This window comes from Dokdonella sp. GW821-FHT11D02 (assembly GCF_058808595.1).
This window is the reverse complement of sequence record NZ_CM179520.1, coordinates 3,340,497-3,366,040: the sequence shown is the minus strand read 5'-3', so window position 1 is coordinate 3,366,040 and position 25,544 is coordinate 3,340,497. Positions and strand designations below refer to the sequence as shown.

At 67.1% G+C, this 25,544-nt stretch carries 19 protein-coding genes and 2 tRNA genes; 5 read left to right on the top strand and 16 right to left on the bottom strand.

The features are described 5' to 3' along the window. The first annotated feature begins 175 nt into the window (after positions 1–175). Positions 176–622, top strand: coding sequence for a low molecular weight protein-tyrosine-phosphatase (locus tag AC3QL3_RS14185; protein ID WP_492894680.1), 447 nt, complete (start codon positions 176–178; stop codon positions 620–622). Next, positions 619–2,043 carry a hypothetical protein gene (locus tag AC3QL3_RS14180; RefSeq protein WP_492894678.1) on the top strand — a complete coding sequence of 475 codons (1,425 nt, stop codon included), beginning with the start codon at positions 619–621 and terminating at the stop codon, positions 2,041–2,043. Before AC3QL3_RS14185 ends, AC3QL3_RS14180 begins: the two co-directional genes overlap by 4 nt. 25 nt (positions 2,044–2,068) lie before the next feature. Here the strand turns inward: AC3QL3_RS14180 and AC3QL3_RS14175 are convergent, their stop codons facing one another. Then, positions 2,069–2,473: a DUF5655 domain-containing protein gene (locus tag AC3QL3_RS14175; protein ID WP_492894676.1), complete on the bottom strand. Its 405-nt coding sequence runs from the start codon at positions 2,471–2,473 to the stop codon at positions 2,069–2,071. Between the two features lie 352 nt (positions 2,474–2,825). Here AC3QL3_RS14175 and uvrC point away from each other — a divergent pair, with 352 nt between their 5' ends. Both uvrC and pgsA read left to right on the top strand, forming a co-directional pair. Continuing rightward, the gene (gene uvrC, locus AC3QL3_RS14170; protein ID WP_492894674.1) at positions 2,826–4,853 is read left to right on the top strand and encodes an excinuclease ABC subunit UvrC; all 2,028 of its coding nucleotides are present in this window, start codon (positions 2,826–2,828) and stop codon (positions 4,851–4,853) included. Next, a complete protein-coding gene (gene pgsA, locus AC3QL3_RS14165) occupies positions 4,846–5,430 on the top strand; it encodes a CDP-diacylglycerol--glycerol-3-phosphate 3-phosphatidyltransferase (RefSeq protein ID WP_492894672.1) in 585 nt (194 codons plus the stop codon). Before uvrC ends, pgsA begins: the two co-directional genes overlap by 8 nt. A gap of 121 nt (positions 5,431–5,551) precedes the next feature. On the opposite strand, the gene AC3QL3_RS14160 is transcribed toward pgsA, so the two are convergent. The 4 genes from AC3QL3_RS14160 to AC3QL3_RS14145 all read right to left on the bottom strand — a co-directional run bounded on the left by AC3QL3_RS14160 (position 5,552) and on the right by AC3QL3_RS14145 (position 13,075). Beyond that, positions 5,552–5,625 (bottom strand) — tRNA-Cys (locus tag AC3QL3_RS14160). A gap of 89 nt (positions 5,626–5,714) precedes the next feature. Then, positions 5,715–5,790, bottom strand: a tRNA-Gly gene (locus AC3QL3_RS14155). 197 nt (positions 5,791–5,987) lie between these two features. After that, positions 5,988–9,587 (bottom strand): S8 family serine peptidase, encoded by a 3,600-nt coding sequence (locus AC3QL3_RS14150; protein WP_492894670.1) that lies wholly within the window; start codon positions 9,585–9,587, stop codon positions 5,988–5,990. A gap of 314 nt (positions 9,588–9,901) precedes the next feature. Continuing rightward, complete coding sequence (locus tag AC3QL3_RS14145; RefSeq protein WP_492894668.1) at positions 9,902–13,075, bottom strand: fibronectin type III domain-containing protein; 3,174 nt, start codon at positions 13,073–13,075, stop codon at positions 9,902–9,904. A 499-nt stretch (positions 13,076–13,574) separates the two neighbouring features. Between AC3QL3_RS14145 and AC3QL3_RS14140 the strand changes: the two genes are divergently transcribed. Beyond that, positions 13,575–14,669, top strand: coding sequence for a helix-turn-helix domain-containing protein (locus AC3QL3_RS14140; protein ID WP_492894666.1), 1,095 nt, complete (start codon positions 13,575–13,577; stop codon positions 14,667–14,669). Positions 14,670–14,715: 46 nt separating this feature from the next. Here the strand turns inward: AC3QL3_RS14140 and AC3QL3_RS14135 are convergent, their stop codons facing one another. The 11 genes from AC3QL3_RS14135 to asnS form a co-directional block, all read right to left on the bottom strand. After that, a complete protein-coding gene (locus AC3QL3_RS14135; RefSeq protein ID WP_492894664.1) occupies positions 14,716–16,815 on the bottom strand; it encodes an FUSC family protein in 2,100 nt (699 codons plus the stop codon). 31 nt (positions 16,816–16,846) lie between these two features. After that, positions 16,847–17,368, bottom strand: a complete 522-nt coding sequence (locus AC3QL3_RS14130) for a 3-hydroxyanthranilate 3,4-dioxygenase (protein WP_492894662.1) — start codon at positions 17,366–17,368, stop codon at positions 16,847–16,849. Between the two features lie 102 nt (positions 17,369–17,470). Further along, positions 17,471–17,905: a RidA family protein gene (locus AC3QL3_RS14125; RefSeq protein ID WP_492894660.1), complete on the bottom strand. Its 435-nt coding sequence runs from the start codon at positions 17,903–17,905 to the stop codon at positions 17,471–17,473. Next, entirely contained in the window at positions 17,902–19,266 is a 1,365-nt protein-coding gene (locus AC3QL3_RS14120; RefSeq protein WP_492894658.1) for a hypothetical protein, read from the bottom strand. Before AC3QL3_RS14120 ends, AC3QL3_RS14125 begins: the two co-directional genes overlap by 4 nt. Positions 19,267–19,308: 42 nt before the next feature. Continuing rightward, positions 19,309–19,980, bottom strand: a complete 672-nt coding sequence (gene can, locus AC3QL3_RS14115; protein WP_492894656.1) for a carbonate dehydratase — start codon at positions 19,978–19,980, stop codon at positions 19,309–19,311. 36 nt (positions 19,981–20,016) lie between these two features. Then, complete coding sequence (locus AC3QL3_RS14110; protein WP_492894654.1) at positions 20,017–21,468, bottom strand: aldehyde dehydrogenase; 1,452 nt, start codon at positions 21,466–21,468, stop codon at positions 20,017–20,019. A 79-nt stretch (positions 21,469–21,547) separates the two neighbouring features. Further along, positions 21,548–22,276, bottom strand: coding sequence for a sulfurtransferase (locus AC3QL3_RS14105; RefSeq protein ID WP_492898935.1), 729 nt, complete (start codon positions 22,274–22,276; stop codon positions 21,548–21,550). A gap of 235 nt (positions 22,277–22,511) precedes the next feature. Continuing rightward, positions 22,512–23,300 carry an SDR family NAD(P)-dependent oxidoreductase gene (locus tag AC3QL3_RS14100; protein ID WP_492894653.1) on the bottom strand — a complete coding sequence of 263 codons (789 nt, stop codon included), beginning with the start codon at positions 23,298–23,300 and terminating at the stop codon, positions 22,512–22,514. Positions 23,301–23,434: 134 nt separating this feature from the next. After that, positions 23,435–23,734 carry a hypothetical protein gene (locus tag AC3QL3_RS14095; protein ID WP_492894651.1) on the bottom strand — a complete coding sequence of 100 codons (300 nt, stop codon included), beginning with the start codon at positions 23,732–23,734 and terminating at the stop codon, positions 23,435–23,437. Continuing rightward, entirely contained in the window at positions 23,731–24,054 is a 324-nt protein-coding gene (locus AC3QL3_RS14090) for a hypothetical protein (RefSeq protein WP_492894649.1), read from the bottom strand. Before AC3QL3_RS14090 ends, AC3QL3_RS14095 begins: the two co-directional genes overlap by 4 nt. A gap of 5 nt (positions 24,055–24,059) precedes the next feature. After that, positions 24,060–25,478, bottom strand: a complete 1,419-nt coding sequence (gene asnS, locus AC3QL3_RS14085) for an asparagine--tRNA ligase (RefSeq protein WP_492894647.1) — start codon at positions 25,476–25,478, stop codon at positions 24,060–24,062. Positions 25,479–25,544: the final 66 nt, after the last annotated feature.

Below are 25,544 nucleotides of genomic sequence, written 5' to 3'. Positions count from 1 at the left end.
TGGTGAGCGCTTCGACTGCGATGGCTGCCACGGCGATAGGGTGGTTGCGACGCCGAGGGAGTGACGGAATTCGCTCTCCGCTTCGCCCTCGCAAGTGATTGATCCTGTTACCATGAAAACGCATGTTTTAAGGGGTTAGATTCGAGCCATTTTCGTCCGTATCTATTTGAATAGCATGGATAAAGTGTCGTTTCTGTTCGTTTGCATGGGCAACATCTGCCGTTCGCCGACCGTGGAAGCGGTGGCGCGAATCGAGTTCGCGCGTGCCGGTTTCGCGGCCGAGATCGCCTCGGCCGGCACCGAGGGTTATCACGTGGGGGCGCGTGCCGATGCGCGCTCGATCGAGATCGCCGAGCGGCTCGGTTATCCGCTGAAGCAGCATCGCGCGCGCCAGGTGGTGGCGGCCGATTTCGAGCGCTATCGCTACGTGCTCGCGATGGATCGGGTCAATTTGCGTGCGCTGCAGCGCTTACGCGCGTCGGCCTCCGGGGTCGAGCCGCAGTTGTTCCTCGACGACGCGGAAGTGCCCGACCCATACTACGGCACGCACGCCGATTTCGAGCGCGTGGTCGCGCTCGCGCGCAGCGGCGTCGCTGCGTGGATCGAGCGGCATCGCGCATGACGCGCGAAGCCGCCGCGGAATTTCCGGCCGACCTGGTCTGGGTCAACGCCGATCGCGCGCCGCGGCTGGCCGAGCAGCGCGGTCGCGTCGTGCTGCTTTGGTTCTTCAGCTACGACGCGGTCAATTGCTGGAATCTCGTGCCGCACTTGCGCCGGCTCGAAAGCAAGTATCACGATGGTCTGGTCGTGTTCGGCCTGCATTGCCCGAAGTATCCGCATCAGCGCGACGACGAGGCCCTGCTGCGTGCGAGCAATCGGCTGCGCCTGCGCCACGCGGTCGCGAACGATGCGGATTTCCGCTTGTGGCAGGCGCACGGTGTCGAAGCGTGGCCGAGCGTGGTCTTGCTCGATGCCGAAGGCCGCCGCGCCGCCAGCTTCTCCGGCGAGGGCTGCGCCGAGGAGATCGACGCGGCGATCGCGCGTCTGCTCGACGATGCCGCGCTGCGCGATCTGCGCGTATTCGAGCCGGCGCTGCCGACCTCGCGACCGGAGCGGCGCAGCGTGCTCGCCTTTCCCGGCAAGCTGCTGGCCGAGGCGCGCAGGCTCTACATCGCCGACAGCGGTCATCATCGCGTGCTCGAATGCGACTACAGCGGTCGCGTGCTGCGCCGCTTCGGCAGCGGCAACGCCGGCTTCGGCGACGGCGACGCGGCACAGGCTTGCTTCGACGATCCGCAAGGCTTGGCGCGCAACGGCGAGGCGCTGTACGTCGCCGACTGCGGCAACCATGCCGTACGCCGCATCGATCTGGTCAGCGGCCGCGTCGACACGGTGCTCGGCTACGGCCGTGCCGGCCGCACGCGCCCGCAGGGCCGCGCTTCGCCGCGGCAGGTGCCGAACTCGCCGCTCGATCTCGCCGTGCTCGGCGACGAGCTGGCGATCGCGGTGGCCGGGCAGCACCAGCTGTGGCGCATGAATCTGCTGACGCAGGAGGTGTCGGTGCTGGCCGGCAGCGGCGAACTCGGTCTCGCCGACGACCTCGGCGCCGACGCGCGGCTGGCGCAGCCGAGCGGAGTCGCCGGACTCGGGCGTCAGTACTTTTTCGTCGACGCGGCGGCTTCGGCGCTGCGCGTGGTCGACGCCGACGGCAGTCGGGTCGAGACGCTGATCGGTGCGGGCCTGTACGAGTTCGGCAATGCCGATGGCGGCCGTGCCGATGCGCGCCTGCAGAATCCGCTCGCGTTGGCGGCGGATGCGCGCGGCGCGATCTATGTCGCCGATAGCTACAACGGTGCGATCAAGCGTTTCGATCGGCGCAGCGGCACGCTGCAGACCTTGCGCATCGATCGCCCCTTGCGCGAGCCGCAGGGATTGTCGCTGCACGGCGACCAGCTCTGGGTCGCCAATACGAACCTGCACGAGATCGTCTGCATCGATCTCGACAGCGGCAACGCGCGGCGCGTGCCGGTGGGCGAGGATTGAGACGGCCGCCGATCTCGTCGCTGCTTCAAGCGACGCGATGCGCTTCGCTCAGATACGCGGTGATCGCTTGCAGGTCCGCGGCATCGCGCAGCTTGGCCACGTGGCTGACTTGTCCCTTGCCGTCGTCGGCGATCTTGAAAAAGCGCGGGTCGGAGACCTGCCGTCGAAGATGAATCGCGAGTCGCAGCGCATCCTTCATGAAAGTCAGGTCGGCGAAGATGCGCGTCGTGCGGAACAGTGCGTAGCGATCCTTGGTGACGATCTCGACCGCCGGCAGCGTGTGAAGGAAGTCCTCCAGGCGTCGATACAGATCGACCAGCTCGTCCGGTTTGCCCGCGAGCAGGGCGTCGCGATCGCCGGTGCCGCAGGAATGGCGCTGGTTGATCTGGCGGAAGGTGCGCTGACACTTGGGGCAGTTCCACAGGGGCATGGGCAGTGCGCGTCCGGTTCGAGCCGCCGGTTCCGCGGCGGCAACATCATCGGGTCGAATGCTAGCCCCAAAGCCGTTTCGGTTCGAAAGATCGGAGAGACGACCGATCCTCGTAGCGCCGAAACGCGCGGTCACGTGGGGCGCGAATGGTTGGCGAGCGTTTCGCGATTGCAACGGTCCGCGCAGGCCGCCGCGTGGCGACGCCGTCGCCGCAGGCGGTTACGATATCCCCATGGCGCCCCCACCGTTCCACAGCAACGACGCATCGACGCTGCACATCCACCCGTTCGGCCGCGCTATCCGCAGCGCCATGAGTCCGCCGGATGCGCCGTAGGCGGACGCGGGGGCGAGCATGAACACGATCGCCGAGCCGTTCGACGGCAAGACCTTCGTCCGCACCCTGACCGGCGCGCCGGGCGTCTATCGCATGTTCGACGCCGACGGCGAGCTGCTCTACGTCGGCAAGGCCGGCAATCTGAAGAAGCGCGTCGGCAGCTATTTCTTGAAGCCGGCGCTGCAGCCGCGCATCGCTTCGATGGTCGCGCAGATCGCCGGCATGGAAACCACGGTCACGCGCACCGAGGCCGAAGCGCTCTTGCTCGAAGCGCATCTGATCAAGACGCTCAAGCCGCGCTACAACATCGTCCTGCGCGACGACAAGAGCTATCCCTACATCCATCTGACCGGCGCGCGCGCGCTGCAAGGCCGCGCCGGCCGCGCCGCAGCCGCGAACGCGCTGGCGGAGGCGGAGACCGAATCGGCGCAAGAATCGGCGCCGCGGCGCCTCAAGCGCGGCGAAGCGGAATCGGAGAACGCCGCTTCACCGTCGGAAAACTTCCCGCGCCTGGCCTTCCATCGCGGCACGCGCAATGCGCCGGGGCGCTATTTCGGGCCGTTTCCGAGCGCCGGCGCGGTGCGCGCCAGCCTCGACCTGATCCAGAAGCTGTTCAAGATCCGCAACTGCGAGGACAGCTACTTCCGCAATCGCTCGCGCCCCTGCCTGCAACACCAGATCAATCGCTGCACCGCGCCCTGCGTCGGCCTGGTCTCCGGCGCCGACTACGCCGAGAACGTGCGCCACGCCGAGATGTTCCTCGACGGTCGCGCCGGCGCGATGATGGACGAACTCGTCGCGACGATGGAGCACGCCAGCGTCGAGCTGAAGTTCGAGCGCGCCGCGCAGATTCGCGACCAGATCGCGGCGGTCAAGCGCGTGCAGGCGAACCACTACGTGCAGGGCGCCAGCGCCGACATGGACGTGATCGCGTGCGCGATCCGCGCCGGCATCGCCTGCGTCAGCGTGCTGTTCTTCCGCAACGGCGTCAGCCTCGGCTCGCGCGATTTCTTCCCGCGCCTGCCGACCGAAGCCGACGAAGCGGTGATCCTCGCTTCGTTCGTGGCGCAGTACTACCTCGATCGTCCGCTGCCGTCGGAGCTGATCCTGAGCCACGCGATCGAGGACGCAGCGCCACTGGCCGAAGCGTTCGGCGAGCGTGCCGGGCGTGCGGTCGAGATCAAGAGCAATGTGCGCGCCGAGCGTGCGCGCTTCCGCGATCTGGCAATCCGCAACGCCGAGGCAGCGCTGGCCTCGCGCCTGGCCAGCCGGCAGACCTTGCTGGCGCGCTTCGAGTCGCTGCGCGACTTGCTCGGATTGGACGAAGCGCCGCGCCGCATCGAGTGCTTCGACATCAGCCACACGATGGGCGAGGCGACGGTGGCGTCCTGCGTCGTGTTCGGGCCGGAAGGGCCGGAGAAATCGCAGTACCGACGCTTCAACATCACCGGCATCACCGGCGGCGACGACTACGCGGCGATGCGTCAGGCGCTGCAGCGGCGCTTCCGTCGCGCCGCCGCAGCCAGCGAGGCGCCGGTCGCAGCGGCGGAGGGCGAGGCGGCGACGAAGATCGAACGTGTCGACGAGTCGCTGGCCAAGCTGCCCGACCTGCTCTTGATCGACGGCGGCAAGGGCCAGGTGCAGCAGGCGGTCGACGTGCTGAACGAACTCGGCCTCGAGGGCGTGCCGGTGGTCGGCGTGGCCAAGGGCGAGGCACGTCGCGCGGGCGATGAAACCTTGATCCTGGGGCGTTCCGGTCGCACCTTGTGGCCTGGGCCGGAATCGCTCGCCTCGCATTTGATCCAGAGCGTGCGCGACGAAGCGCACCGTTTCGCGATCACCGGCCACCGCGGGCGTCGCGAAAAAGCGCGCGAAGCGAGTACGCTGGAGGAAATCGCCGGTGTCGGTGCGCGCCGCCGTTCCGCGCTGTTGCGGCATTTCGGCGGCCTCGGCGGGTTGTCCAAGGCAGGTATCGAGGAACTCATGCAGGTAAAAGGAATCAGTCGAGACCTGGCCGAACGGATCTATGCGAGCTTCCATGGATGACGCTGAACATAAATCGTCGAAGATCACCCTGCCGACCGCGCTGACGCTGTTCCGCATCGCGCTGCTGCCGGTGATGGTGGTGGTGTTTTACGCGCCGTTCCGCGGCTCCAACATCGCCGCCGCCGTGATCTTCGTGTTCGCCGCGCTGACCGACTGGCTCGACGGCTGGATCGCGCGGCGCTACAACATGATGTCCGCCTTCGGCGCCTTCCTCGATCCGGTCGCCGACAAGCTGATGGTCGCGGTCACGCTGTTCCTGTTGGTGCAGGACAACCCGCAGCCGATCCTGGCGGTCACCGCGGCGGTCATCGTCGGCCGCGAGATCAGCATATCCGCGCTGCGCGAGTGGATGGCCGAGATCGGCCAGCGCGCGATGGTGCGCGTCGCCACCATCGGCAAGATCAAGACGGTGATGCAGGTGGTCGCGATCGTCGTGCTGCTGCATCAGCGCGACTTTCAGGAACTGCGTTACTACCGCATCGGCGAGGGCCTGCTGGTGATCGCGGCGATCCTGACGATCTGGTCCGGCCTGCAGTACGTGCGCGCGGCGTGGCCGATACTGCGGGCGCAGAAGTGAAGGCTGCGACTCGTTTCTCAGCCGCGGTGGCGAGTTCAGAGCGCGGCGAGCGGATGTAGGCAACAAAAAACCCGCATGGCTGCGGGTCGATGGACGTCTACGACGTGCCGGTGCTTCGAATTGGAGGCCTGGGTCGGAATCGAACCGGCGTACACGGATTTGCAGTCCGCTGCATGACCACTCTGCCACCAGGCCGGTGACGAAACGCACTCCGTCATTCCGACGGACCATCGACATCGTGCAGAAAAACAAAACCCCGGCGAACCGGGGCTTCGTCTGCAATCTGGAGCGGGAAACGAGACTCGAACTCGCGACCCCGACCTTGGCAAGGTCGTGCTCTACCAACTGAGCTATTCCCGCGTGGGACGCGCATATTACGGTTTGGCGCCGGAGAGTCAATAGTTTTTGCGATCCGTCCAGGATCGCTGCGGCGTCCGGAAGTGTACGTACTTTGCGTGGACAACGACTTCGGCGCAACTGCAAGCGGCCATCCTTGGCCGCAGTTCCGAAATAACTAGCGATTCGTTCGGGATCGTCGCCGCGATGGCGTCAGAGTGCTAGTGACAAACGTAGTCGCCGCCGCTCGAGCCGCCACCGTCGAAGCCGTCGCCGAAGATACGATCGACGACGGCATCGGCATCGCCGATGCGGATCTTGTCGAGGAAGAAGCCGGCGAACTCGGTGCCGCCGTCGCTGGCGAGACGCCAGCGCAGCTTGACCGATTGGCCGGCGAAGCTCGCCAGATTCACGTTGAACGGTTTGAACACCGGTGTCGCGGTGGCGTTGCCCGGATCGGCGTTCGAGCTCGCGGTGGAGACGCCGGTGAACGCGCCGTGCGTGCTGGTGTAGCCGCAGGCGTTGCCCGGTTTGGCCAGCGTATCGGGGTAGCCGCCGTCCGGCGGCAGGTCGGCCCAGGTGGCGCCGTCGTCGGTGGAGATTTCGAGCACGATGCCGTCGAACTGGTATTCGAGGTTGTAGCGCGCTTCGAAGCTCATCGTCGCGCCGGCGGGCAAGGTCAGCGCCGGCGTGGTCGCGCTGAGGCAGACGCTAGTCGGGTAGCTGCCGCCGTCCGCTCCGCTGTGATAGCTGTAGCTGCCGTCCGCGGCGAAGGTGTTGGTGGCCTGCCATGGCGGATCGAGCACGAGATACGTCGCGTCGTCGACGTTGTCGTAGTAGCTCGCCGGATTCGGCCCGTCCGGTCCGCTCGGCGTGATGCCGACCGTCGGTGACGCTGCGCTCGGGTTGCCGAGATTGTCGGTGGCCTTCACGCGGTAGTAGTACGGCGTGCCGTTGCTCACCGCGGTGTCGGTGAACGTCGTCGTCGTCAACGCGCTGGCGATCGATTCGGGCGTGGTGAAGTACGGATCGCTCGCGCGTTCGACCGCGTAGCTGACCGAACTCGACGCCGGGCAAGAGGGATTCGCGGCCGGCCAGCTGAGTGCGACGCTGCAACTCGCGTTGGCGCCGCCGGCGCTGACCGCGCCGCTGCCGAACAGCGGTTGCAGGGTGCACGCCGCCGCCGATACCGCGTCGATGCAGCCTGATGCATCGCCTTCGACGTCGTTCTGGATGCCGCGCACTTTGTAGGCGTAGGAAAAGCCGCCTTGCGTGTGCGTATCGACCAGCGGCGCCGCCGTGCCGTTCGCGACGAAGCGGAAATCGCTGGCCGCAGCGCTGGCGCAGGTGCCGCTGGCGCGATAGAGCTGATAGCCCTGCGCGCCGCTCGTGCCGGTGAAGCCGATCGCCACGCCGTTGCTGTCGTTGGCGGCGACGCTGAGCGCGCTCGGTGCTGGCAGCGCGGCCGCATCGGGCAGGCCGAAGCCGCCGGTGATGGCGAGCGCGTAGCCTTGCGTGTCGCTGTTGGCCTGGCCGTTGCCCGGTATCGCTGCGCCGATCACTTTGACGGTGTAGGCGCCGGCCGCCGGTGTCGCCAGCCGCACTTGTTCGACCGTGTTGATCGCATCGGCTTCACCGCCGGTGGTCGATTGATTGGCGGCGAATACGTTGCCCTTGTAGACGCTGCCGTCGGGTGCGGTCACTTCGAGATCGAGGTTGTTGACCAAGGTGGTTGCGGCCGACAACGAAGCTTCCGGATCGAACCAAGTCAGGCTGACGCGCAGTTCCTTGCCGGCTTCGACGTTGTGAAGGGTGAAGCTGTCGCTCTGGCCGGTTTCGAGGCCGGCCGAGTTGGGGCGATCGATCAGGCGCGTGCGGCGGCTGTCGTCGCCGCCGGCGAGGGTGGTCTTGAACCAGAGATTGGAGTCGAGCCAGGGGCGGCCCCAGCCGCTGTGCTGGTTCGGCCATGGCAGCGGTGTGCCGGCCGAACCGGTGTTGGCGAGATCGATCACGGTCGCGTTGACCAGCACGGCCTTGAGCAAGGCGCCGCTCGGATTGAGCGCATCGGCCGGCGTGCGTTCGCCGCGCGGATAGAAGCCGTCGGCATAGAACTGTCGCACCAGGGCGGCATTGCCGCTGATCGTCGGCGCCGCCATCGAAGTACCCGACAGCAATTTGGACACCGGCGCCTGGATCGTATCGGCGTCGTTGCTGTTGCCGGCGGCGGAGCTGATACCGCCCGAACCGAGCGGATCGTTCGCTTCGGCGCCGGCGCCGGGCGCGACGATGTCCGGCTTCTGGCGGCCGTCGGCACTCGGTCCGCGGCTGGAGAACGCAGCCATCTCGCCGAGGCCACCGTGATTGGTGGCGCCGATGGTCAGCACGTTCTTGCCGTTGCCGGGTGAGCCGATCGTCTGCAAGCAGAGGTACTTGCCGAAGGCGTCGCCGGGAATCGGCTCGGTCTGGCCGGTCGCGCAGGCGCCGACGAGTCCGCCCGCCTGGCCGTCGTTGCCGGCCGAGTAGATCAACAGCATCGTGTCGAGGTCGCGCGAATGCGCGTCGGCGATGGTGTCGCTGCCGGTGTAAGCGCCCTGCGTGGCGCCGCCCCAGCTGTTGTTCTGCAGATGTGCGTCGGCCGCATGCGCCTGATCGATCGAAGCACCGAGATCGTTGATCGCCAGACAGCCGGTGGTGTCGTTGCCGATGTCTTGGAACAAGAGCTGCGCGTTCGGCGCCATGCCGTCGGCGAGTTCGTGATTGGCGGCGGTCGGGGTTGCGGCCAGATACGTCGCCGCGCCGAACGTGCCGGCGGCGTCGCCGACGATGGTGCCGGAGGTATGCGTACCGTGGAACGAGAGCCCTCCGACGCCGCCAGGACAGACCGGACCGTCGCTGTCGTACGCGGTGGAACCGGGCTGGACGAAATAACCGACGATCTTGTTGTTCGGATGCAGGGTGCCGAGCGCGGGCGGCGTGGTGTCTTCGGCCGGCGTCAGCGCGGTCACCGGGCCGCTGCCCTTGTCCAAGGTGGTGAACCAGGCTTCGTTGTGATCGACGCCGGAATCCATGCTGGCGACGATTTGATTGCTACCGAGAATCTGGTGATCCCACAGCGGCGTCGGCGTGCCGACCGCACCGGAGCCGGCGACGTCGCCGCTCGCGTCGCCCTGGATCGCGGCGATCGAGCCGCTGTTGTCCAGCCGCGGTGTGATGAAGGGTTCGATGTAGCCGACCGCGTCGAGCGCGCTGGCGGCGGTGACGGCGCGCGCGAGATCGCCGGCGTCGACGCTGACGCGCAGTGTCGGCAGGAACTTGTCGTCGCTACGGTTGCTGATGCGCAAGTCCGGCAGTTGTGCCTGCAAGGCGTCGGCGACCGCGCCGAGATCGTGGCCGGCGAAACCGGAGATCTCGAGTTCATAGCGCTGATCGGCACCGGCCTGCAGCGTCGCCCGTCGCGTCGTCCACAGTTTCGGGTCGACCTTGAAGCCGGCCTGATAGGCGCCGGCCCAGCGTACGCCGTCGAGCGCGCGCAGCGCGTCCAGGCGCGCGGCGCCGAGCCGCACCAGATAGGCGTTGTTGGGAATGTAGCCGACGATGTCCGCGCCGAGCGCGGCGAAGGCTTTGCGTCCGTCGGATCGTCCCGCTTCGAACTGCACGATCGCCAATCCGCTCGAGGCTGCGGCCGCAGCGCCGGTGACCGACAGGTCGATCTGCTGCGCGGCCGGATCGAAGATTCCCGCGCGGAGAAGGATCAAGCCGGCGTCGCGCCGCGCGGCGGCGAGGTTGTCGACCGTCGGCGGCGCGGCGCGAATCGTATGCACCGGCTGCGCCGCGTGAGCCGACGACAGCGCAGCGGCGAGAGCGAGGGCGAGGGCACTGCGGCGAAGGTGGGCAGAACGTTGGGACGGGGAAGCGATCGAATGCTGAATCGATTTCACGTTGGGCTCCGGGCGAGTCGGTTGTCGCTGAGTTCCGTTGCGAGGTGTGCGGAAGAATCAAATCGCCTGTGTCTGCTCCGGGGGCGAAGCTCCGGTTTTCGACTGCGCCGCCACAGGGGGGAAGGGCGGCTCACGAGACACTCGTGTCGCTCTGCCAGCCGATGGGGGCGGCTGGCAGAGCGGTTTTCACGCCGTGTTCAAGGCACGGCGCCGTCGAATCCATCGGCGAAGATGCCGTCGTTGCCGCCGAAGTCGAGATCGAGGCACCAGGTGTTGAGGGTGCCGGGGAAGAAGGACCCGAGCGAGTCGGTGATCGTCAAGGTCCAATCGCCGCTGGAGGACTGTCCCGCAAACGGCGCGCTGAGCGGATTGAGCGGCTGGTAGGTGCCGGCAGCCGCGCCGAGCAGCGGGCAATCGACCGGCGCGCTCGCGCTGTCGTCGAACACCACGTTCATCGTGGCGGCCGTGCACTGATCGTCTTGGAAGACGGTAACGGAGGTTGCGCCGTGGCTCAGCGAGATGGCGGCACCGCCCAAGGTGAAGCCGCTCTTCTGATCGACGCGCAGGCGTACGCCTTGCACCGGCTGATTCTGCGCCACCGTAATGACGTCGCTGAGTTCGGTGCCGATCGAGGCGGCCGGATTGCGACAGAGCGTGGCGCTGGTGGTGAAGGAGAACACGGCCGAATCGCTGCCACCGCCGCAGAGGTTGGTCGCACGCACGCGCCAGTAGTAGCGCGTGGTCGGGCTGAGGCCGCTGGCCTGCCAGCTGGTCGTGGTCAGTCCGCTCTGGCTGGCGACGATCTGCGCGAACGCCGCATCGGTCGCGACCTCGACCGTGTACGACGCGGCCTGATCGGTGGCCTGCCAGGTCAGGGTCGCGTCGCTGCTGTTGACGTTGCTGGCGCCGTCGGCGGGGCTGCTCAAGCTCGGCGCGCCGGGCGCCGCCGTGAACACCGTCAGGCGCACGTCGGTGTCGTGCCCGGGGCTGTCCTGCGCGGTACCGGCGACGTTGATCGTGTAGTCACCGGCCGCGGCCGCCGCGGTGCCGCCGATCGTCAACGTGGTCGAACCGCCCGGCGTGACCGGATTGGACGAGAAGCTCGCACTGGTGCCGGCCGGCTGTCCGCTCGCAGCCAAGGTGACCGGATTGGCGAAGCCGAGATTGGCGCGCACCTCGATGCTGAAATTCGCCGCCGCCGGTGCGCAAATCGCTTGCGGGCTGTCGCTTGCACGCAGAGAAAAGTCCGGTCCGTCGGCGGTGCAGATCGGGCGCTCGCCGCAGGCGATGCCGTGCGCGTTGAAGGCATCCCAGATGCGGCAGGCGTTGGGCGTGCCGTTGCTGAGATCGCCGTCGTCGTCGTCGACCGCGAGATAGACCGTGTACCAGTTGGTCGCGGCGCAGCCGTTGACGGTTGCCTTCGGATTGCACTGGCCGCCGTCCTGAACTTGATAGGCGCTCTTCGACGGCAGCAGGCTGCCGTACCAGATGCCGTCCATCGCGGCGTAGCCTTCGTCGGTGCCGAAGCGCTGCGCCAAGGCGTTTTTCAGATCCCAGTTGGCCGAGCCGGCGATCTGGCTTTCGCAATGACCTTCGTAGCCCATCGGCCCTTGATAAGGAATGAAACCTCCCACCAGCCACGGACAAGTGAGCTGACCGCCGAGGCAATCGATGCCGCCGCTGGCCTCGACGTTCGCGGGCGTGGAGATCGTGCGGGTGCCCGCCAGCGAGAAGTCGTTCAAGTCGCGCACGCCGGTGCAGGTGGTGCAGCCGTGGCAGACCTGGCCACTGACGAAGAAGCCGGGGCCGATGCAGGAGTCTTTCGTTTCGAGGAAGGCGAAGGTGTCGCCGACCGCCTCGCCCGAACCGTTCTCGCTGGCGGCTCCGCCTTCGTTGTTGTCCAAGCCGTGACCCCACTCGTGCAGGAACACGGCGGCGATTTCACCGGTGTTGCCGCACAGCATCGAAGGGTCGTTGGGGTTCGCGCCGGATTTGTAGAAGTTGATCGTTCCGTCGATTGGGCTGTAGCCGGCGTTGCAGGTCTGATCGACGTTCATGTTCGCCGTGACCTTGCCCTGCAGCCAGGTGTTGTCCGGCAGGATGCCGCGTGCTTTCTCGTTGATGCGGCTCAAGTGATAGAAGCCGGTGCGTGTGGCGTGCGTGTTGCCCGGTCCCGCCGTGTTGCCGTCCGGCGTGGCGCAGTCGGTGCCGCTGCCGGTGCCGAAGGCGAGGTTGCCGTCGGTGCTGTTCGACAACGAGATCGCGCCGCAGTTGTCGACCATCTTGAAGTACTTGCCGTCGAGCGAGGTGCTGGCGGTGCCGCCGGCGTAGTCGTAGATGCCGAGCGTGTCGGTGATCGTGCTCGCCGCGCCTACCGTGACCGCGGCGAACGGAAACGGCATCACCACTTCCGGTTCGAGGTTGGTGGTCGGATAGACGCCGCCGGTGATGGTCGCGTCGGCGTTGAGGTTCAAGTCGCGCACGTCGAGCACGCGGTTCGATTTGGCGTCGACCAGCACCTGCCAGCTGGCGTCGTTGCCGTCGACGCGGAAGACGTAACGCCAGGCGAGCACGTGCTGGTAGCCCTCGCCCTGCTTGCCGCTGAAGGCCGTCGCCGCGGGTTCGCCGCTCACTGCGCTCGGATAGAGACGCAGTTCGCCCGCTACCTGCATCGCCGCCACCGCCGTGTCGGCCGGAAACCCGAGTTCGGACCAGGCCGCGCGGAACGCGCCTTCGCGCGTGGAGGTCGGTGTGGTGTCGATGCGCACGTCGCCGACGCGCTCGGCGCCGAACTGCACGACGTTGCCGTGCGAGATGCGCGCGTAGACGAACGCGCCGTCGACCGGCACCGCGCCGACGTATTGCGCGAATTCGATCGTCCAGAAGCTCTTGTCCTTGCCGTAAGAGCCGCTGCGCTTCGCGTCGGGCCGCAACTGCAGGCCGTCGAGCTTTAGCAAGTCTTTCTGCTGGTCGAGAAAGCGCCGCGCGGCGGCGGTCACGGTGGCGAGGTTCATCTCTTGCGCGGAGGCGACGCCGAACTGGCTCGGTGCGAGACGATTGCCGCGTCCCGGAATCAGCGCGACGCCGCTGCCTTGCACCAGGTTGGGCCGATCGCCGCGCGCGTCCCAGCGCACTTCCCAGCGCCCGCCTGCGCGCTGCTCGAACGCGTCGATGCGCGCGGCGGCGGCGACATCGCTCTTCGCGTTCGCGGTCAAGGACGGCTTCACGTCGAGCGCAGGCGCGACGAAGGCCTGCGCCGGTCGGCGCAGTTGGCTCAAGCTTTCCTGCACGGTAATCGCGCCGAGCGGAAGCGCCGTACAAACGACGGCAATGGACGCTGCGTAGCGCAGCATCGTGCGACGGACCCTCATGATTCGCTCTCCCAGTTGGTGACTGTCGGCGAATACGCGAACACGGCTGGAGCGATCTCCCCTCGTCTCCGTGGCCGTCCACTGCGCGTATGCGGCGAGCAGCGCTGAAAATTTTCGGCAGCAACCCCGCGAGGACGCGGACCATGAAGGTTCCGCGGCTGCCGGCCTGTATCGATTCTTCCCGCGCTCGACCGGCGCAACCGCATCGGAGCGTCCCACAGCGGCGTGTCGAGCGAGTCGGATGCTAGGCCAGCAACGAGGTGGAAATCCGACACGGCTGATGATCGCCAAATGTCGATGCAGTCACATTTCGCGATCGCTTCGCAGCCGGCTTCTTGGTGGCGGTACGAACGGCCAGGTGCAAACGTAACAAAATGATACGGAGGGTCGGGTGGAAGGCTCCCGCAGAAGTCTGGATTGTTCTAATCACTCCCACTCCTTCGCGTCGAAGCACGCATACGACGCATGCTTGGGCCATCGCGCCGAACCCAGCCACGCCATGCCTACGAACTCGCAACAGGAAAGTGACGGCCAGCGCGTCATCGGCCTCGCCGACGAGGAGCTTCGCCTCTACGAAGTCTTGCTGCGTCGTCCCGGTCATACGCTCGATGAGCTGGCCCTCGCCATCGGCTCGCCGCCGGCCGACACCCAGCGTGTACTGCAGGCGATCGAGAACAAGGGCTTGGCCAGCCACACGCTGGAGCAACCGCCGCGTTATCGCGCCGCGCCGCCGGACGTGTGCTTCGGCACTTTCATCGAAAAGCAGCAGAGCCGGCTGCACTCAGCGCGCTCGTTGATCGAGCGGCTCGCCAAGATCCGTCCGCTGCGCGGCGCCGAAGACACCGAAGCGCGCGCCGAAGTCATCACCGGGCATCAGTCCTTGTTGCAGGTGATGGAGCGCTTGTACGCGTCGGCACGCAAAGAGGTGCTGTGTTTCGACCGGCCGCCCTATGTCAGCGATTTGTCGACCCAGGTCGACCAGAAGCGGCAGACGCTGCGGCAAGGCGTCAGCTATCGCACGATCGTCGATACCGAAGCGTTGGCGGTGCCGGGCCGGCTCGAGCACATGCACATTGAGATCGAACTGGGCGAGCAGATTCGCGTCTGCTCGGGCATTCCGATCAAGGCGCTGATCGTCGACCGCCGCATGGCGCTGGTGCCGTTGCACATCGAGTACACCTCGCAAGCGGGTCTGTTGCTGCGTCCGTCGTGGTTGTTCGATGCGATGTATGCCTTGTTCGAGCTGTTGTGGAACCAGGCGGTCTCGTTCGGTGCCGACGGCGCGCGCGACAAAGCGGAAAAAGAGGTCAACGAACTGATGTCGCTGTTGTCGACCGGTATCAAGGACAAGGCGATCGCGCACCAGCTCGGCATTTCCGACCGTACTTTGGAACGCCGCATCAACGAGATGTATCAGCATCTACAAGCGCGATCGCGTTTCCAGGCGGGTTGGAAGGCGGCCATCGCATCGCTGGGAAATTCGCCGGGCGGCAAGACGTGGGAAGAGAAGTCGCGCAGCAGCGCGTTTCCAACCGAGACCGACGTGCCGCCGACACGACGGACGCGCGGCCCGCGTTCGCCGGACGCCTCCTGAGCGATCCGAACGTCACCAACGCGTCGAACGACGGCGGCAATCGGGTTCAGCGCGCCGAGGCAAGCGTCGCCGCGCGCCGCTCGTCCTCGCGCAAGACGTGCGCCAAGGTGTCGACGCTGTCGGTCATGCGGTCGAACGCGTCGGTGATCGCGCCGGCGACGTTGCGCGCGTCCTCGTCGCCGGCAGCGGCTTCGAGCGTGGCGACCAGCGCACGTTCTTCCTCGCGCAGGCTGCCGATCTGCGGCGGCGTGCCGCCGCGCAGGTCGCGCGCGAGCGCAGCCAGGCTCATGTCGATGCGGTCGATGAAGGCGAGCACCGCCTCGCGTTGCGGCAGCGCGCGCGCATCCAGCGTGACCGCTTCCAGCGCCATGCCGGCGCGGATGAAGCGGTTCGCATTGGCGAACACGCCTTCGGCGAACGCGATCAAGATGGGGTCGCGGCGCGGCTCGCCGCGTAGGCGTTCGAGCGAGGCTTGCGCGTTGGTGCGCGCGGCGCGAGCGGCGGTGCGCGTGGCGGCGCGTTGCGCGGCATCGTCGCGCAACAGCACGGCGAAGTAGGCGCGATAGGCGTCCAGCATCGCAGCCAGCGCGGGTCGTACGCGCAGGTGTTCCCAGGTCGGCCAGACCAAATACGCGATCAGGGCGAGCGCGCTGCCGAGCGCGGTGGCGATGCCGCGCGCTTGCAGCATTTCGCCGGCCGGCACGCCGTCGAAGGAGAACAGCAGCACGACCAGGCCGGTCAGCATCATCACGCCGATGCCGTAGTGCACCGTGGTCAGGAGGCGAAAGCCGAACGCGCACAGCGCGACCAGGGCGACGCGTTCCCACACGCCGCCGAACGCGTAGTGGATCAAGGCCGTGATCAGCACCAGGCCGAGCATGGTGCCGAGCACGCGCAGCAGGCCGAAACTGAAGGTGCCGGCGAAATCGGGTTTCAGCACGATCGCCGCGGTCATCGGTATCCAGTAGCCGTGCGGAATGCCGGCCAGACGCTCGCCCAGAATCGCGAGAGCGAGGCAGACGCCGCAACGCAGCGCATGGCGGAACGCGATCGAGGACAGGGTCAGATTCGCGCGCAGCGTTTGCAGCGCATTGCCGGGTCGCATCTCGGCCGGCAGGCGCAGTTCGGCCGCGCCCGCACGCAGCTCGCCGCGGCTGCCGGCGAAGTCGGCATTGCGCGCGGCGGCGCGCAGCTGGCCGCCGAGACCGTCGGCGCGTGCCAGCGCGATGGTCAGCTCGCGCGAGTCCGGTGCCGCTTTGCACATCTCGCGCAGCGAATCGAGCGCGGCTTCGAAGCCTTCCATCGCCGCGGCGGCGCCGTGCGGACTGGCGCCTTGGTCGAGCGCGCGCGCGATCGTCTCCAGCGCGCGCGCGGCGTATTCGAGCACGCGTGCGAGCGTACGCCGCGCATCGCCGTCGGCGAACGCTGCGTGCAGGTCGTTCAGCGCGAGCAGCTCGAGGCGGATGCGTTCGACCAGCTCGGCCAGCACGCGGAAGGTTTCCATCACGCTGCCGCGCGCGCGATGCGCGCCGTGCAGCAGGCTCTCCACGTCGAGCAGCGCCTGCGTCACCGGCGGCGCGCTTTGCGCGTCGCTGCGCTCGCGCACGCTCGCGGCGAGCTGGCGGCAGACTTCGGCCAGCGCCTGGCGCTCCGGCCGATAGCGTTGCAGCGGCCACGCCGCGATCGCGAACAGCATCTGCAGCAAGCCGCCGCCGACGATCAGGGCGGCCGGACCGAGCGCATCGACGGGATCGCGCGGCGTGGCCGCGCTGATCACCAGGAGGATCATGCAGGCGAGTCCGGTACGACCGGCGTTCGGGCCGAGCGCGACCAACAGGCCGCCGCTGATGCCGCAGACCAACGCCGCCAGCGCCAGCAGCAGCGGGTGCGCACCGAGCAGGCTGCCGGCGTAGGCCGACAAACCCGACGCGAGCGAGGCCAGCGCCATGCGCTGCATGCGCAGCCGGTACGGTCCCGGCTGGTCGATGAACATCGTGTTCAAGGCACCGGCCGCCATGCCGAGGCCAATGCCGGGACGACCGGCAGCGATGGCCAACCCGAGCGGCAGCACGATCGCCAGCGTGTTGCGCAGCGCCACGCGCAACGGCACGTCGCGCGGTTTGAGTTGGAGCAGGGCGCTCAGCACGTGCGCACGGCTGCGGCGGCGCGGATGCTGTTCAGCGGTACTTTTCCGGCGCCGGGTTCACCTGGCCGCACGACTTGCAGGTGCGTGCCTCGAGCGAGCGATAGAAATGCTCGAACACGCGCGGGAAATCCTGCTCGATATTCACTAGATGAAAATATTCTTCGTACAGTTTGTGGTTGCAGCGCTCGCAGAACCAGAGCAGTCCGTCCTGCTCGTGCGGCAGGCGTTTGCGTTCGATCACCAAGCCGATCGAGTTCGCCGTGCGCTGCGGCGAATGCGGCACGCGCGGCGGCAAGTAGAAGATCTCGCCGGCGCGGATCGGAATATCGCGCACGCGGCCGTCTTCCTGCACCTTCAGCACCATCTCGCCTTCGATCTGGTGAAAGAACTCGGGGCCTTCGTCGTAGTGGTAGTCGGTGCGCTGGTTCGGACCGCCGACCACCATCACGATGAAATCGCCGTCGACGATGCACTTGTTGCCGACCGGCGGTTTGAGCAGGTGGCGGTGTTCGTCGATCCAGCGCTGGAAACTGAAGGGAGGCGTCAGGCTCATGGCGAACTCGTGCCGGCGACCGCGAGCGGTCGAAGACACGAATGATAACGCGCGCTTCCGGTACCGAACCTCAACGAGGCACGCCGCCGCGGCGGCGCGAACTCAGCGCGGCGTGCTCGGCAGCACCGCGATGCACTTCAGTTCGATCGCGATCGGCGTCGGCAGCGCGGTGATGCCGAGCGTGGTGCGGCAAGGTGCCGTGGCCGGGTCGGTGAAATGCTCGGCGTAGACGCGGTTGTAGATGGCGAAATCGCGCTGCATGTCGGTCAGGAACACGGTCACGTCGACCAAGTCGCGCCAGCTCGCGCCGGCGGATTCCAGCACGGCACGCACGTTGGCGAACACCTGGCGGCATTGCGCTTCGATGTCGTAGCCGATCAGCGTGCCGTCGGCGTCGTGGCGGTTGCCGGGAATCGCGTTGCTGCCCGGCGTGCGCGGACCGACGCCGGAGAGGAACAAGAGATCGCCGACGCGGCGCGCGTGCGGATAGGCGCCGACCGGAGCGGGCGCCGCATCGGTATGAATCGAGGCGCTCATAGCTGCGCCGGCGGCGCGGCGGTGGAGCCGCCGACCGTGATCGTGGTGCTGCCGAGCTGGCGGTTGCCGGCGTCGCGCGCGGTGATGCGGTAGCGATCGGGCCGCAGATAGAGGTCGCTGCTGGGAATCGCATCGGAGGAAGTGCGCACGCGATCTTTCGCGGTGCCCGCCTGCGGGTTGAGTTCGAACACCAGGCGATCGGCCGGGATCGCATCGTCGCCTTCGTTGGCGTAGCGCGCCTCGATCAGGCACGGATAGACGTCCTTGCACAGATCCGCGTTGATGCCGTACGGCGTGCGCAGGCCGCCGATCGTGGCCCAGTTCGGACGCCCGCGACGGTAGTTCTCGGCCGGAAACACCACGCTCACGTCGAACGCCTGCGGCCGCAGCGACCACAGCTTGCCGGCGTCGTTGCGGAACACGATCGGCGCATCGAACTGCACTTCTTGCGCGATGCGACGATAGACCGGGTGATCGCCGCTGACGATGTCGTGCGGAATCATCACGGTCTGCTCGACCGTGATCGGCTCGATGTCGCTCAGCTTGGCGAAGTGCTGCGCCATCGCCGCGCCGTCGAAGTACTTGCCGGCCTTCTGGATGTGGGTGAAGCCGGCGTTGACGATCAGCCGCGCCTTCGGGTGCTGCTTGTCGTAGACGCGCTGGTACAGGTTGCGCGCCTGCTCGCGCTCGCGCGCATCGCCGGTCGCCATCGATTCGGACTCGTAGGCGACCACGCGAAAGCCGAGCTTGAGCGCGGTGCGCACCATTTCGGCGTAGATCGGTTCCTGCGTGTAGAAGCCGGTGTCGGCGGTCGGATAGCCGCGCTTGGTCAGGCCGTCGTCGTCGTGGTACAGCGTCTCGGCGGCGAAGGTGTCGTAACCCAGTTCGCGCAGGCGCGTCAGCATCTGCACGGTCAAGGTGCGCGTCTGCGCGATGTTGTGGTTCTCGTTGAAGAAAATGGCCTGGCGCCCCTTGGCCAGCTCGACGATCGCATCGAGCGCGCGGGTCTGCTTGTAGCCGGTGTCCATCGGCGCTTCGCTGTCGCCTTTTTCCGGCGGCTGCGCGATCGAGAACGTCACGCGCGAACCGGCGTAGTCGCCGACCCAGGTCTGGAACCAACTGAGATACTGATTGAAGATCAGGCGGAAGGCGACGTCCGGATCGCGTTCACGTGCCTCGCGCATGTAGAGGTATTCGGAGAGCAGGCCGGGGCGCTTGAGCGCTTCGGCCATCAGCTTCTCGGATTTGGCCACTGCGGCACGCTGCTGGGTGATCGAGGCGCCGCTGCTCGGCGGCGGCGGTTCGGCTTGCATCAACTGCGTGGCGAGGATCGCGGCGGCGATGCTGACGGACATGGACATGGCTCAATTCCCCGTTGTGGTTCGGCCGTTGTGGTTCGGCCGCTATGGTTCGGCGTCGTGCCCGGTGCTCCGCCCGAGCTGCGCCAGCGCCTGCTCCTGTCGCTCCGCGATCAGGGATGTTTGTTTGACGTCGAGTCCGAGGTCGCGCACGCGGCCGTTACGCAGGCTGTAGATCCAGCCGTGCACGCTGAGTTTCTGGCCGCGCTCCCAGGCGTCCTGCACGACCGTGGTATGACACACGTTGACCGCCTGCTCGATCACGTTCAGTTCGCACAGACGCGCATGCCGCTGCAGCGGATCGGCGACGCCGCGCAGCGCTTCGAGGTATTTCTGGCGCACGTCGGCGACGTGGCGCAGCCAGTTGTCGACCAAGCCCAGGCGCCGATCCTCCAGCACCGCCTGCACGCCGCCGCAGCCGTAGTGGCCGACGACGAGGATGTGTTCGACCTTCAGCACGTCGACCGCGAATTGGATCGCGCTGATGCAGTTGAGGTCGGTGTGCACGACCACGTTGGCGACGTTGCGATGCACGAACACTTCGCCGGGATCCATCGCGATGATCTGGTTCGCCGGCACGCGCGAATCGGAGCAGCCGATCCACAGATACTTCGGCGCCTGCTGTTCGGAAAGGCGTTTGAAGAAATCCGGATCTTGCGCGCGCAAGGCCTCCGACCAGAGGCGGTTGCGTTCGAGGAGATCGTCGAGTTCGGCCATGTCGGTTCCAGCAATCCTTTCCAATCGTAATGAGATTCAGCCCAGGCGCAGGCAGACGTTCTTCGCTTCGGTGAAGAAGCGCAGAGCTTCGACGCCGCCTTCGCGGCCGACGCCGGAATTCTTGACTCCGCCGAACGGCGTGCGCAGGTCGCGCAGCAGCCAGCAGTTGATCCAGACGATGCCGAATTCGAGCCGTGCGGCGACGCCGTGCGCGCGATCGAGGCTGGACGTCCACATCGAGGCGGCCAGGCCGTAGCCGGTGCCGTTGGCGAGCGCGACGGCTTCGTCGTCGCCGTCGAACGGAATCAGGCTGACGACGGGGCCGAAGATTTCTTCCTGGTTCGTCGCGGTGTCGTTGGCGAGGCCTTCGATCACCGTCGGCGCGACGAACCAGCCGTCGGCGCAGCGGCCTTCGACGCGCACCGAGGTGCCGCCGCAAAGAACCGTGCCGCCTTCCGCGCTCGCTCGCTCGATGCAGGCGACGACCTTGTCGTAGTGCGCTTGCGATACCAGCGCGCCGAGATCGCTGCCGGTCTCGCGTGGATCGCCGACGCGCAAGCGGCGCACGCGTTCGAGATAGCGCGCTTTGAACGTGTCGTAGATCGAGCGTTCGACCAACAGGCGCGAGCCGCACAGGCAGATTTCGCCCTGGTTGGCGAAGCCCGAGCGCACGATCGTGTCGAGGTTGGCGTCGGACAGGTCGGCGTCGGCGAACACGATGGCCGGATTCTTGCCGCCCAGCTCCAGCGAAAGCTTCTTGAACTTCGGTGCCGCCGCGGCGGCGATCGCCGCGCCGGTGCGCGTACTGCCGGTGAACGAGATCGCTTTCACCCGCGCATGCTCGACCAGGCTCTGACCGACACCGGCGCCGTGGCCGTGCACGATGTTCAAAACGCCCGCCGGAAAGCCGGCTTCGATGGCGAGCTCGCCGAGCCGCGCGGCCGTGCACGGCGTGACTTCCGACGGTTTCGCCACCACCGTATTGCCGGCTGCGAGCGCCGGCGCGATCTTCCAAGTGAACAAGTACAGCGGCAGATTCCACGGCGAGATGCAGGCGACCACGCCGAGCGGCTGGCGCAAGGTGTAGTTCAAGGTGCGCTCGTCGCTGGCGTGCGATTCGCCGGCCCATTGCGTGATCGCGGCGGCGAAGAAACGCAGATTCGCCACCGCGCGCGGGATATCCAGCTCGCGCGCGAGCTGCACCGGCTTGCCCGAATCGCGCGATTCCAGCTCCGCCAGCGCTTCGAGTTCACCCTCGATGCGATCGGCGAGGCGGTTCAAGCACTGCGCGCGGCGCTCGGGCGAGGTCGCCGCCCAATCCGCGGCGGCGCGCTGCGCTGCCGCGACGGCGGCGTCGACATCGGCCGCGTCGGAGGCGGGGCACTGCGCGAAAACGGCGCCGACCGCCGGTTCGAACACGTCGAGATAGCGGCCGTTGGCCGGCGCTTGGGCGCGGCCGTCGATCAGATTCGCAAGGACGAGAGTCATCGCGCGCAGCTTAGCGGCTCGCGCATCGTCGCGAAATGTCGTTTATTGCGTTCAGCCCGCCGCAGGTCCCGCGGCGGTGTCACGCAACCGGTTGCAAAGCGGGGTCGAGCGCGACGCGCTCGTCGAACACGAAGCAGGCGCCGTCGTAGCCGGCACCGCCGACTTCCTCGAAATAGCCGAGGATGCCGCCATCGAGCTGCCAGACGTGTTCGAAGCCGTTGGCCTGCATCCACAAAGCGGCCTTTTCGCAACGGATACCGCCGGTGCAGAAGCTGACCACGGTCGCGTCCGCCAGCGTTTCGCGTTCGGCGGCGAGGGCTTGGGGGAAGTCGGTGAAGCGATCGATCGGCAGGGTCAGCGCGCCTGCGAAGGTGCCGTGGCGCACTTCTTCGCGGTTGCGCGTGTCCAGCAGCACCAGACGGCGGCCGTCGTCGTCGCGGCCCTGCTCGATCCAGCGCGCCAAGGTCGCCGGTTCGACCGCCGGCGCGCGCTCGGCATTCGGCGCGGCCGTGGCGCGGCGGAAGGTGATGATCTCGCGCCGGCGGCGGACTTTCAGGCGCGCGAACGGCACCGTTTCGCTATGGCTGGGTTTGACGCGCAGATCGGCGAAGCGCGCGTCTGCGCGCAGCGCGGCGAGGAAAGCATCGATCGCCGCAGCCGGCCCGGCCAGAAACAGATTGAGGCCTTCGTCCGCGACCAGCACGGTGCCGCGCAGGTCGCCTGCCTCGGCGGCGTCGCGCAGGCGCACGACGAGCGCGTCGGCGTCGTCGATCGGTACGAAGTGGTAGGCGGCGATGTTGAGGATCATCGTAGGACGGTTGCGGGCAAGGGTGAAAGCGTTTCGATGGATGCCCGCGTTCGCGAGCGTGAGGTCGAAAAAGATCCCGAGCTTCTGCTTCGCGCGAAGCGGACTACAAAGACTTCCAAGTCGTGCTCTAAGTGAAAAGTGCGGCCATGGATGGCCGCTTCTGGACCATCCGACGGCATCAGGCGACACGTGAGCCGAGCCATCCCGCAGCAGCGATCACGGACGATCGCGAAAGTTACAACGACATCATGCGACCGCCGTCGACCGGCACATTGATGCCGTTGACGTAGGCCGCCGCCGGTGTGGCGAGGAAGGCGATCACGTTGCCGATCTCGCTGGCTTTGGCGAAGCGGCCGAGCGGTACCGTCGCGAGCATCGCGTGTTCGATCTCGGCGCCGCTCTTGCCGGTCGCGCGCGTGCGCTCGGTCAGAATCTGTTCGAGCCGCTGCGTCTGCGTGTAGCCGGGCAGCACGTTGTTGACCGTGATGCCGTGCGCGCCGAGTTCGCCGGCCAGGGTCTTGGCCCAGCTCGCGACCGCGCCGCGGATCGTGTTGGACACGCCGAGGTTCTTGATCGGTTCTTTAACGGAAGTGGAGATCACGTTGACGATGCGGCCGTAGCCCGAGGACTTCATGCCCGGCAGCACCGTCTGCAGCAGGATCTGCGCGGCGACCAGATGCTGATCGAACGCGCTGCGGTAGTCGTCGGCCGCGGCGGTGTGCGCAGGTCCCCCCGGCGGTCCGCCGCTGTTGTTGATCAGGATCTGGATCGGCTGCGCGTTGGCGACCGCCTCGACCTTGGCGCGCAGCTCGGCGTGGTCGAGCATGTTGACCGCGACGGTGGCGTGCTGCTGTGCCGCGTGCGTGGTCGGCAGCGCCGCCAGCGCGCTGGCCAGCGCTTCGCGCGAGCGCGCGAGCAAGGTCACGTCGGCGCCGAGCGTGGCCAGTTCGATCGCCGCCGCACGGCCGATGCCTTGCGAGCCGCCGCAGACGAGTGCGTGTTTGCCGGTGAGGTCGAGATTCATGTGTGTGGATTCTCAGGTCGGATCGAAATCCAAGTGCAGATCGCCGTCGCAAAGTACGCCCAAGCCGCCGGTCGCTTCTCGACATTCGTAGGCCGCAGCAGTCGAGCTGCGGAAACTCGCGCTATCTGCGCGATTCAATGCCGCGGCGGCAGCTTCTGCACCATCTGCTTGAGCAGTTCTTCGTCATCGTCACCGCGCGGCGGTTCGATGCTGTCGAGATCGAAACCGAGCGCGGCGGCGTCGTCTTCGTCGAGGCCGTCGAGCGCGCGGAACTCAGCGTCGAGCAGGGCCATGCGCGCGGCCGTTTCGTCGTCGTAGCGCAGGATGCCGCCGTCGTTGTCGAACACCTCGGCGATGCCGGAGTCGAGCACGCTCAGGCGCGCCCAGACCAGGGTGTCGCCGAACGCGGCCAGCCACCATTGCGGCGCGCTCATGTGCCGATGCCGCTGGAGGCGAGGAACTTGACCAAGATCGCGCTGAGCGCGCCGATCGCGATGCCCCAGGCGCCGATGCTGCCGAGCAGGGCGAGCGCGTTGAGGCTGCGATCGTGCAGCTTGCGCCACAGCGCACCGAGGTACCAGCCGAGCGCGCGCGGCGCGAACAGGAAGCCGCCGAGGCGGGCATGTTCGGCCGGGTGGTGGTCGCGCAGATGGACCGCGACCAGCATCCACGTGATGATGTAGGTGGTCAGGCCGGCGACGGCGACGCCGAGCCCGCCGGTGAAGATGAATTGATGCCAGGCGGATGCGTTCATGGTTGTTAGAACTCCGCCGAGCCCGGCGCACGCGGGTAGGGGATCGCATCGCGAATATTGCCCAGGCCGCAGACGTACACGACCAAGCGTTCGAAGCCGAGCCCGAAGCCGGCGTGCGGCACCGTGCCGTAGCGGCGGAAATCGCGATACCACTGGTAGTGCGCCGGATCGAGGCCGAACTGCGCCATGCGGCGATCGAGCACGTCGAGGCGCTCTTCGCGCTGCGAGCCGCCGACGATCTCGCCGATGCCCGGAGCGAGCACATCCATCGCGGCGACGGTGCGGCCGTCGTCGTTGAGGCGCATATAGAACGCCTTGATCTTCTCCGGGTAGTTCATCACCACCACCGGGCGGCCGACGTGCTCTTCGGTCAGGTAGCGCTCGTGCTCGGTCTGCAGATCGGCGCCCCATTCGACCGCGTAGTCGAATTTCTTGCCGGACTTCTTCAGGATCTCGATCGCGTCGCCGTATTCGATGCGTTCGAACGGCGCATTGACGAACGCTTCCAGGCGCGATGCCGCGGTCTTTTCGACGCGGTCGGCGAAGAACGCCATGTCGTCGGCACGTTCGCTCAAGACCGCCTTGAACACGTACTTCAAGAGCTCTTCAGCGACGCGCGCGTTCTCGGCCAGGTCGGCGAAGGCGATCTCCGGCTCGATCATCCAGAACTCGGCCAGGTGGCGCGTGGTGTGCGAGTTCTCGGCGCGGAAGGTCGGGCCGAAGGTGTAGACCTTGCTCAGCGCGAGGCAGTAGCCCTCGACGTTGAGCTGGCCCGACACGGTGAGGAAGGTTTCCTTGCCGAAGAAGTCCTGGCGGAAGTCGATCGCGCCCTTGTCGGTGCGCGGCAGGTTCATCAGATCCAGCGTGGACACGCGAAACATCTGGCCGGCGCCTTCGGCGTCGGAGGTGGTGATGATCGGCGTGTTGATCCAGAAATAGCCGCGCTCGTGGAAGAAGCGGTGCACCGCGTTGGCGAGCGTGTGACGCACGCGCGTGACGGCGCCGAACAGGTTCGTGCGCGGGCGCAGGTGAGCGACTTCGCGCAGGAACTCGGGCGAATGCGGCTTGGGCTGGATCGGGTAGGTTTCCGGATCGTCGACCCAGCCGAGCACCTCGATGCGGCTGGCCTGCAGCTCGAACGACTGCCCCTTGCCCTGCGAGGCGACCAGCTCGCCTTCGGCGACCAGTGCGCAGCCGGAGGTCAGGTGGACGACTTCGTTCTCGTAGTTGGGCAGCGTGTTCGGCGCGACGACCTGGATCGCGTCGAAGCAGGAGCCGTCGCTCAAATTGACGAACGACAGTCCCGCCTTCGAGTCGCGCCGCGTGCGCACCCAGCCGCGCACACGCACCGGCGTACCCGCCGCTACGGCGCCGGACAGGGCGCGCTTCACATCGATGGTTTCCGTGCTGTCGGCCGCCGCCATTGCTTGAAACTCCTGAACGAGGCGCCCATCTTCGACGAGCGCGGAAAGACCCTCGATCATAGCCGA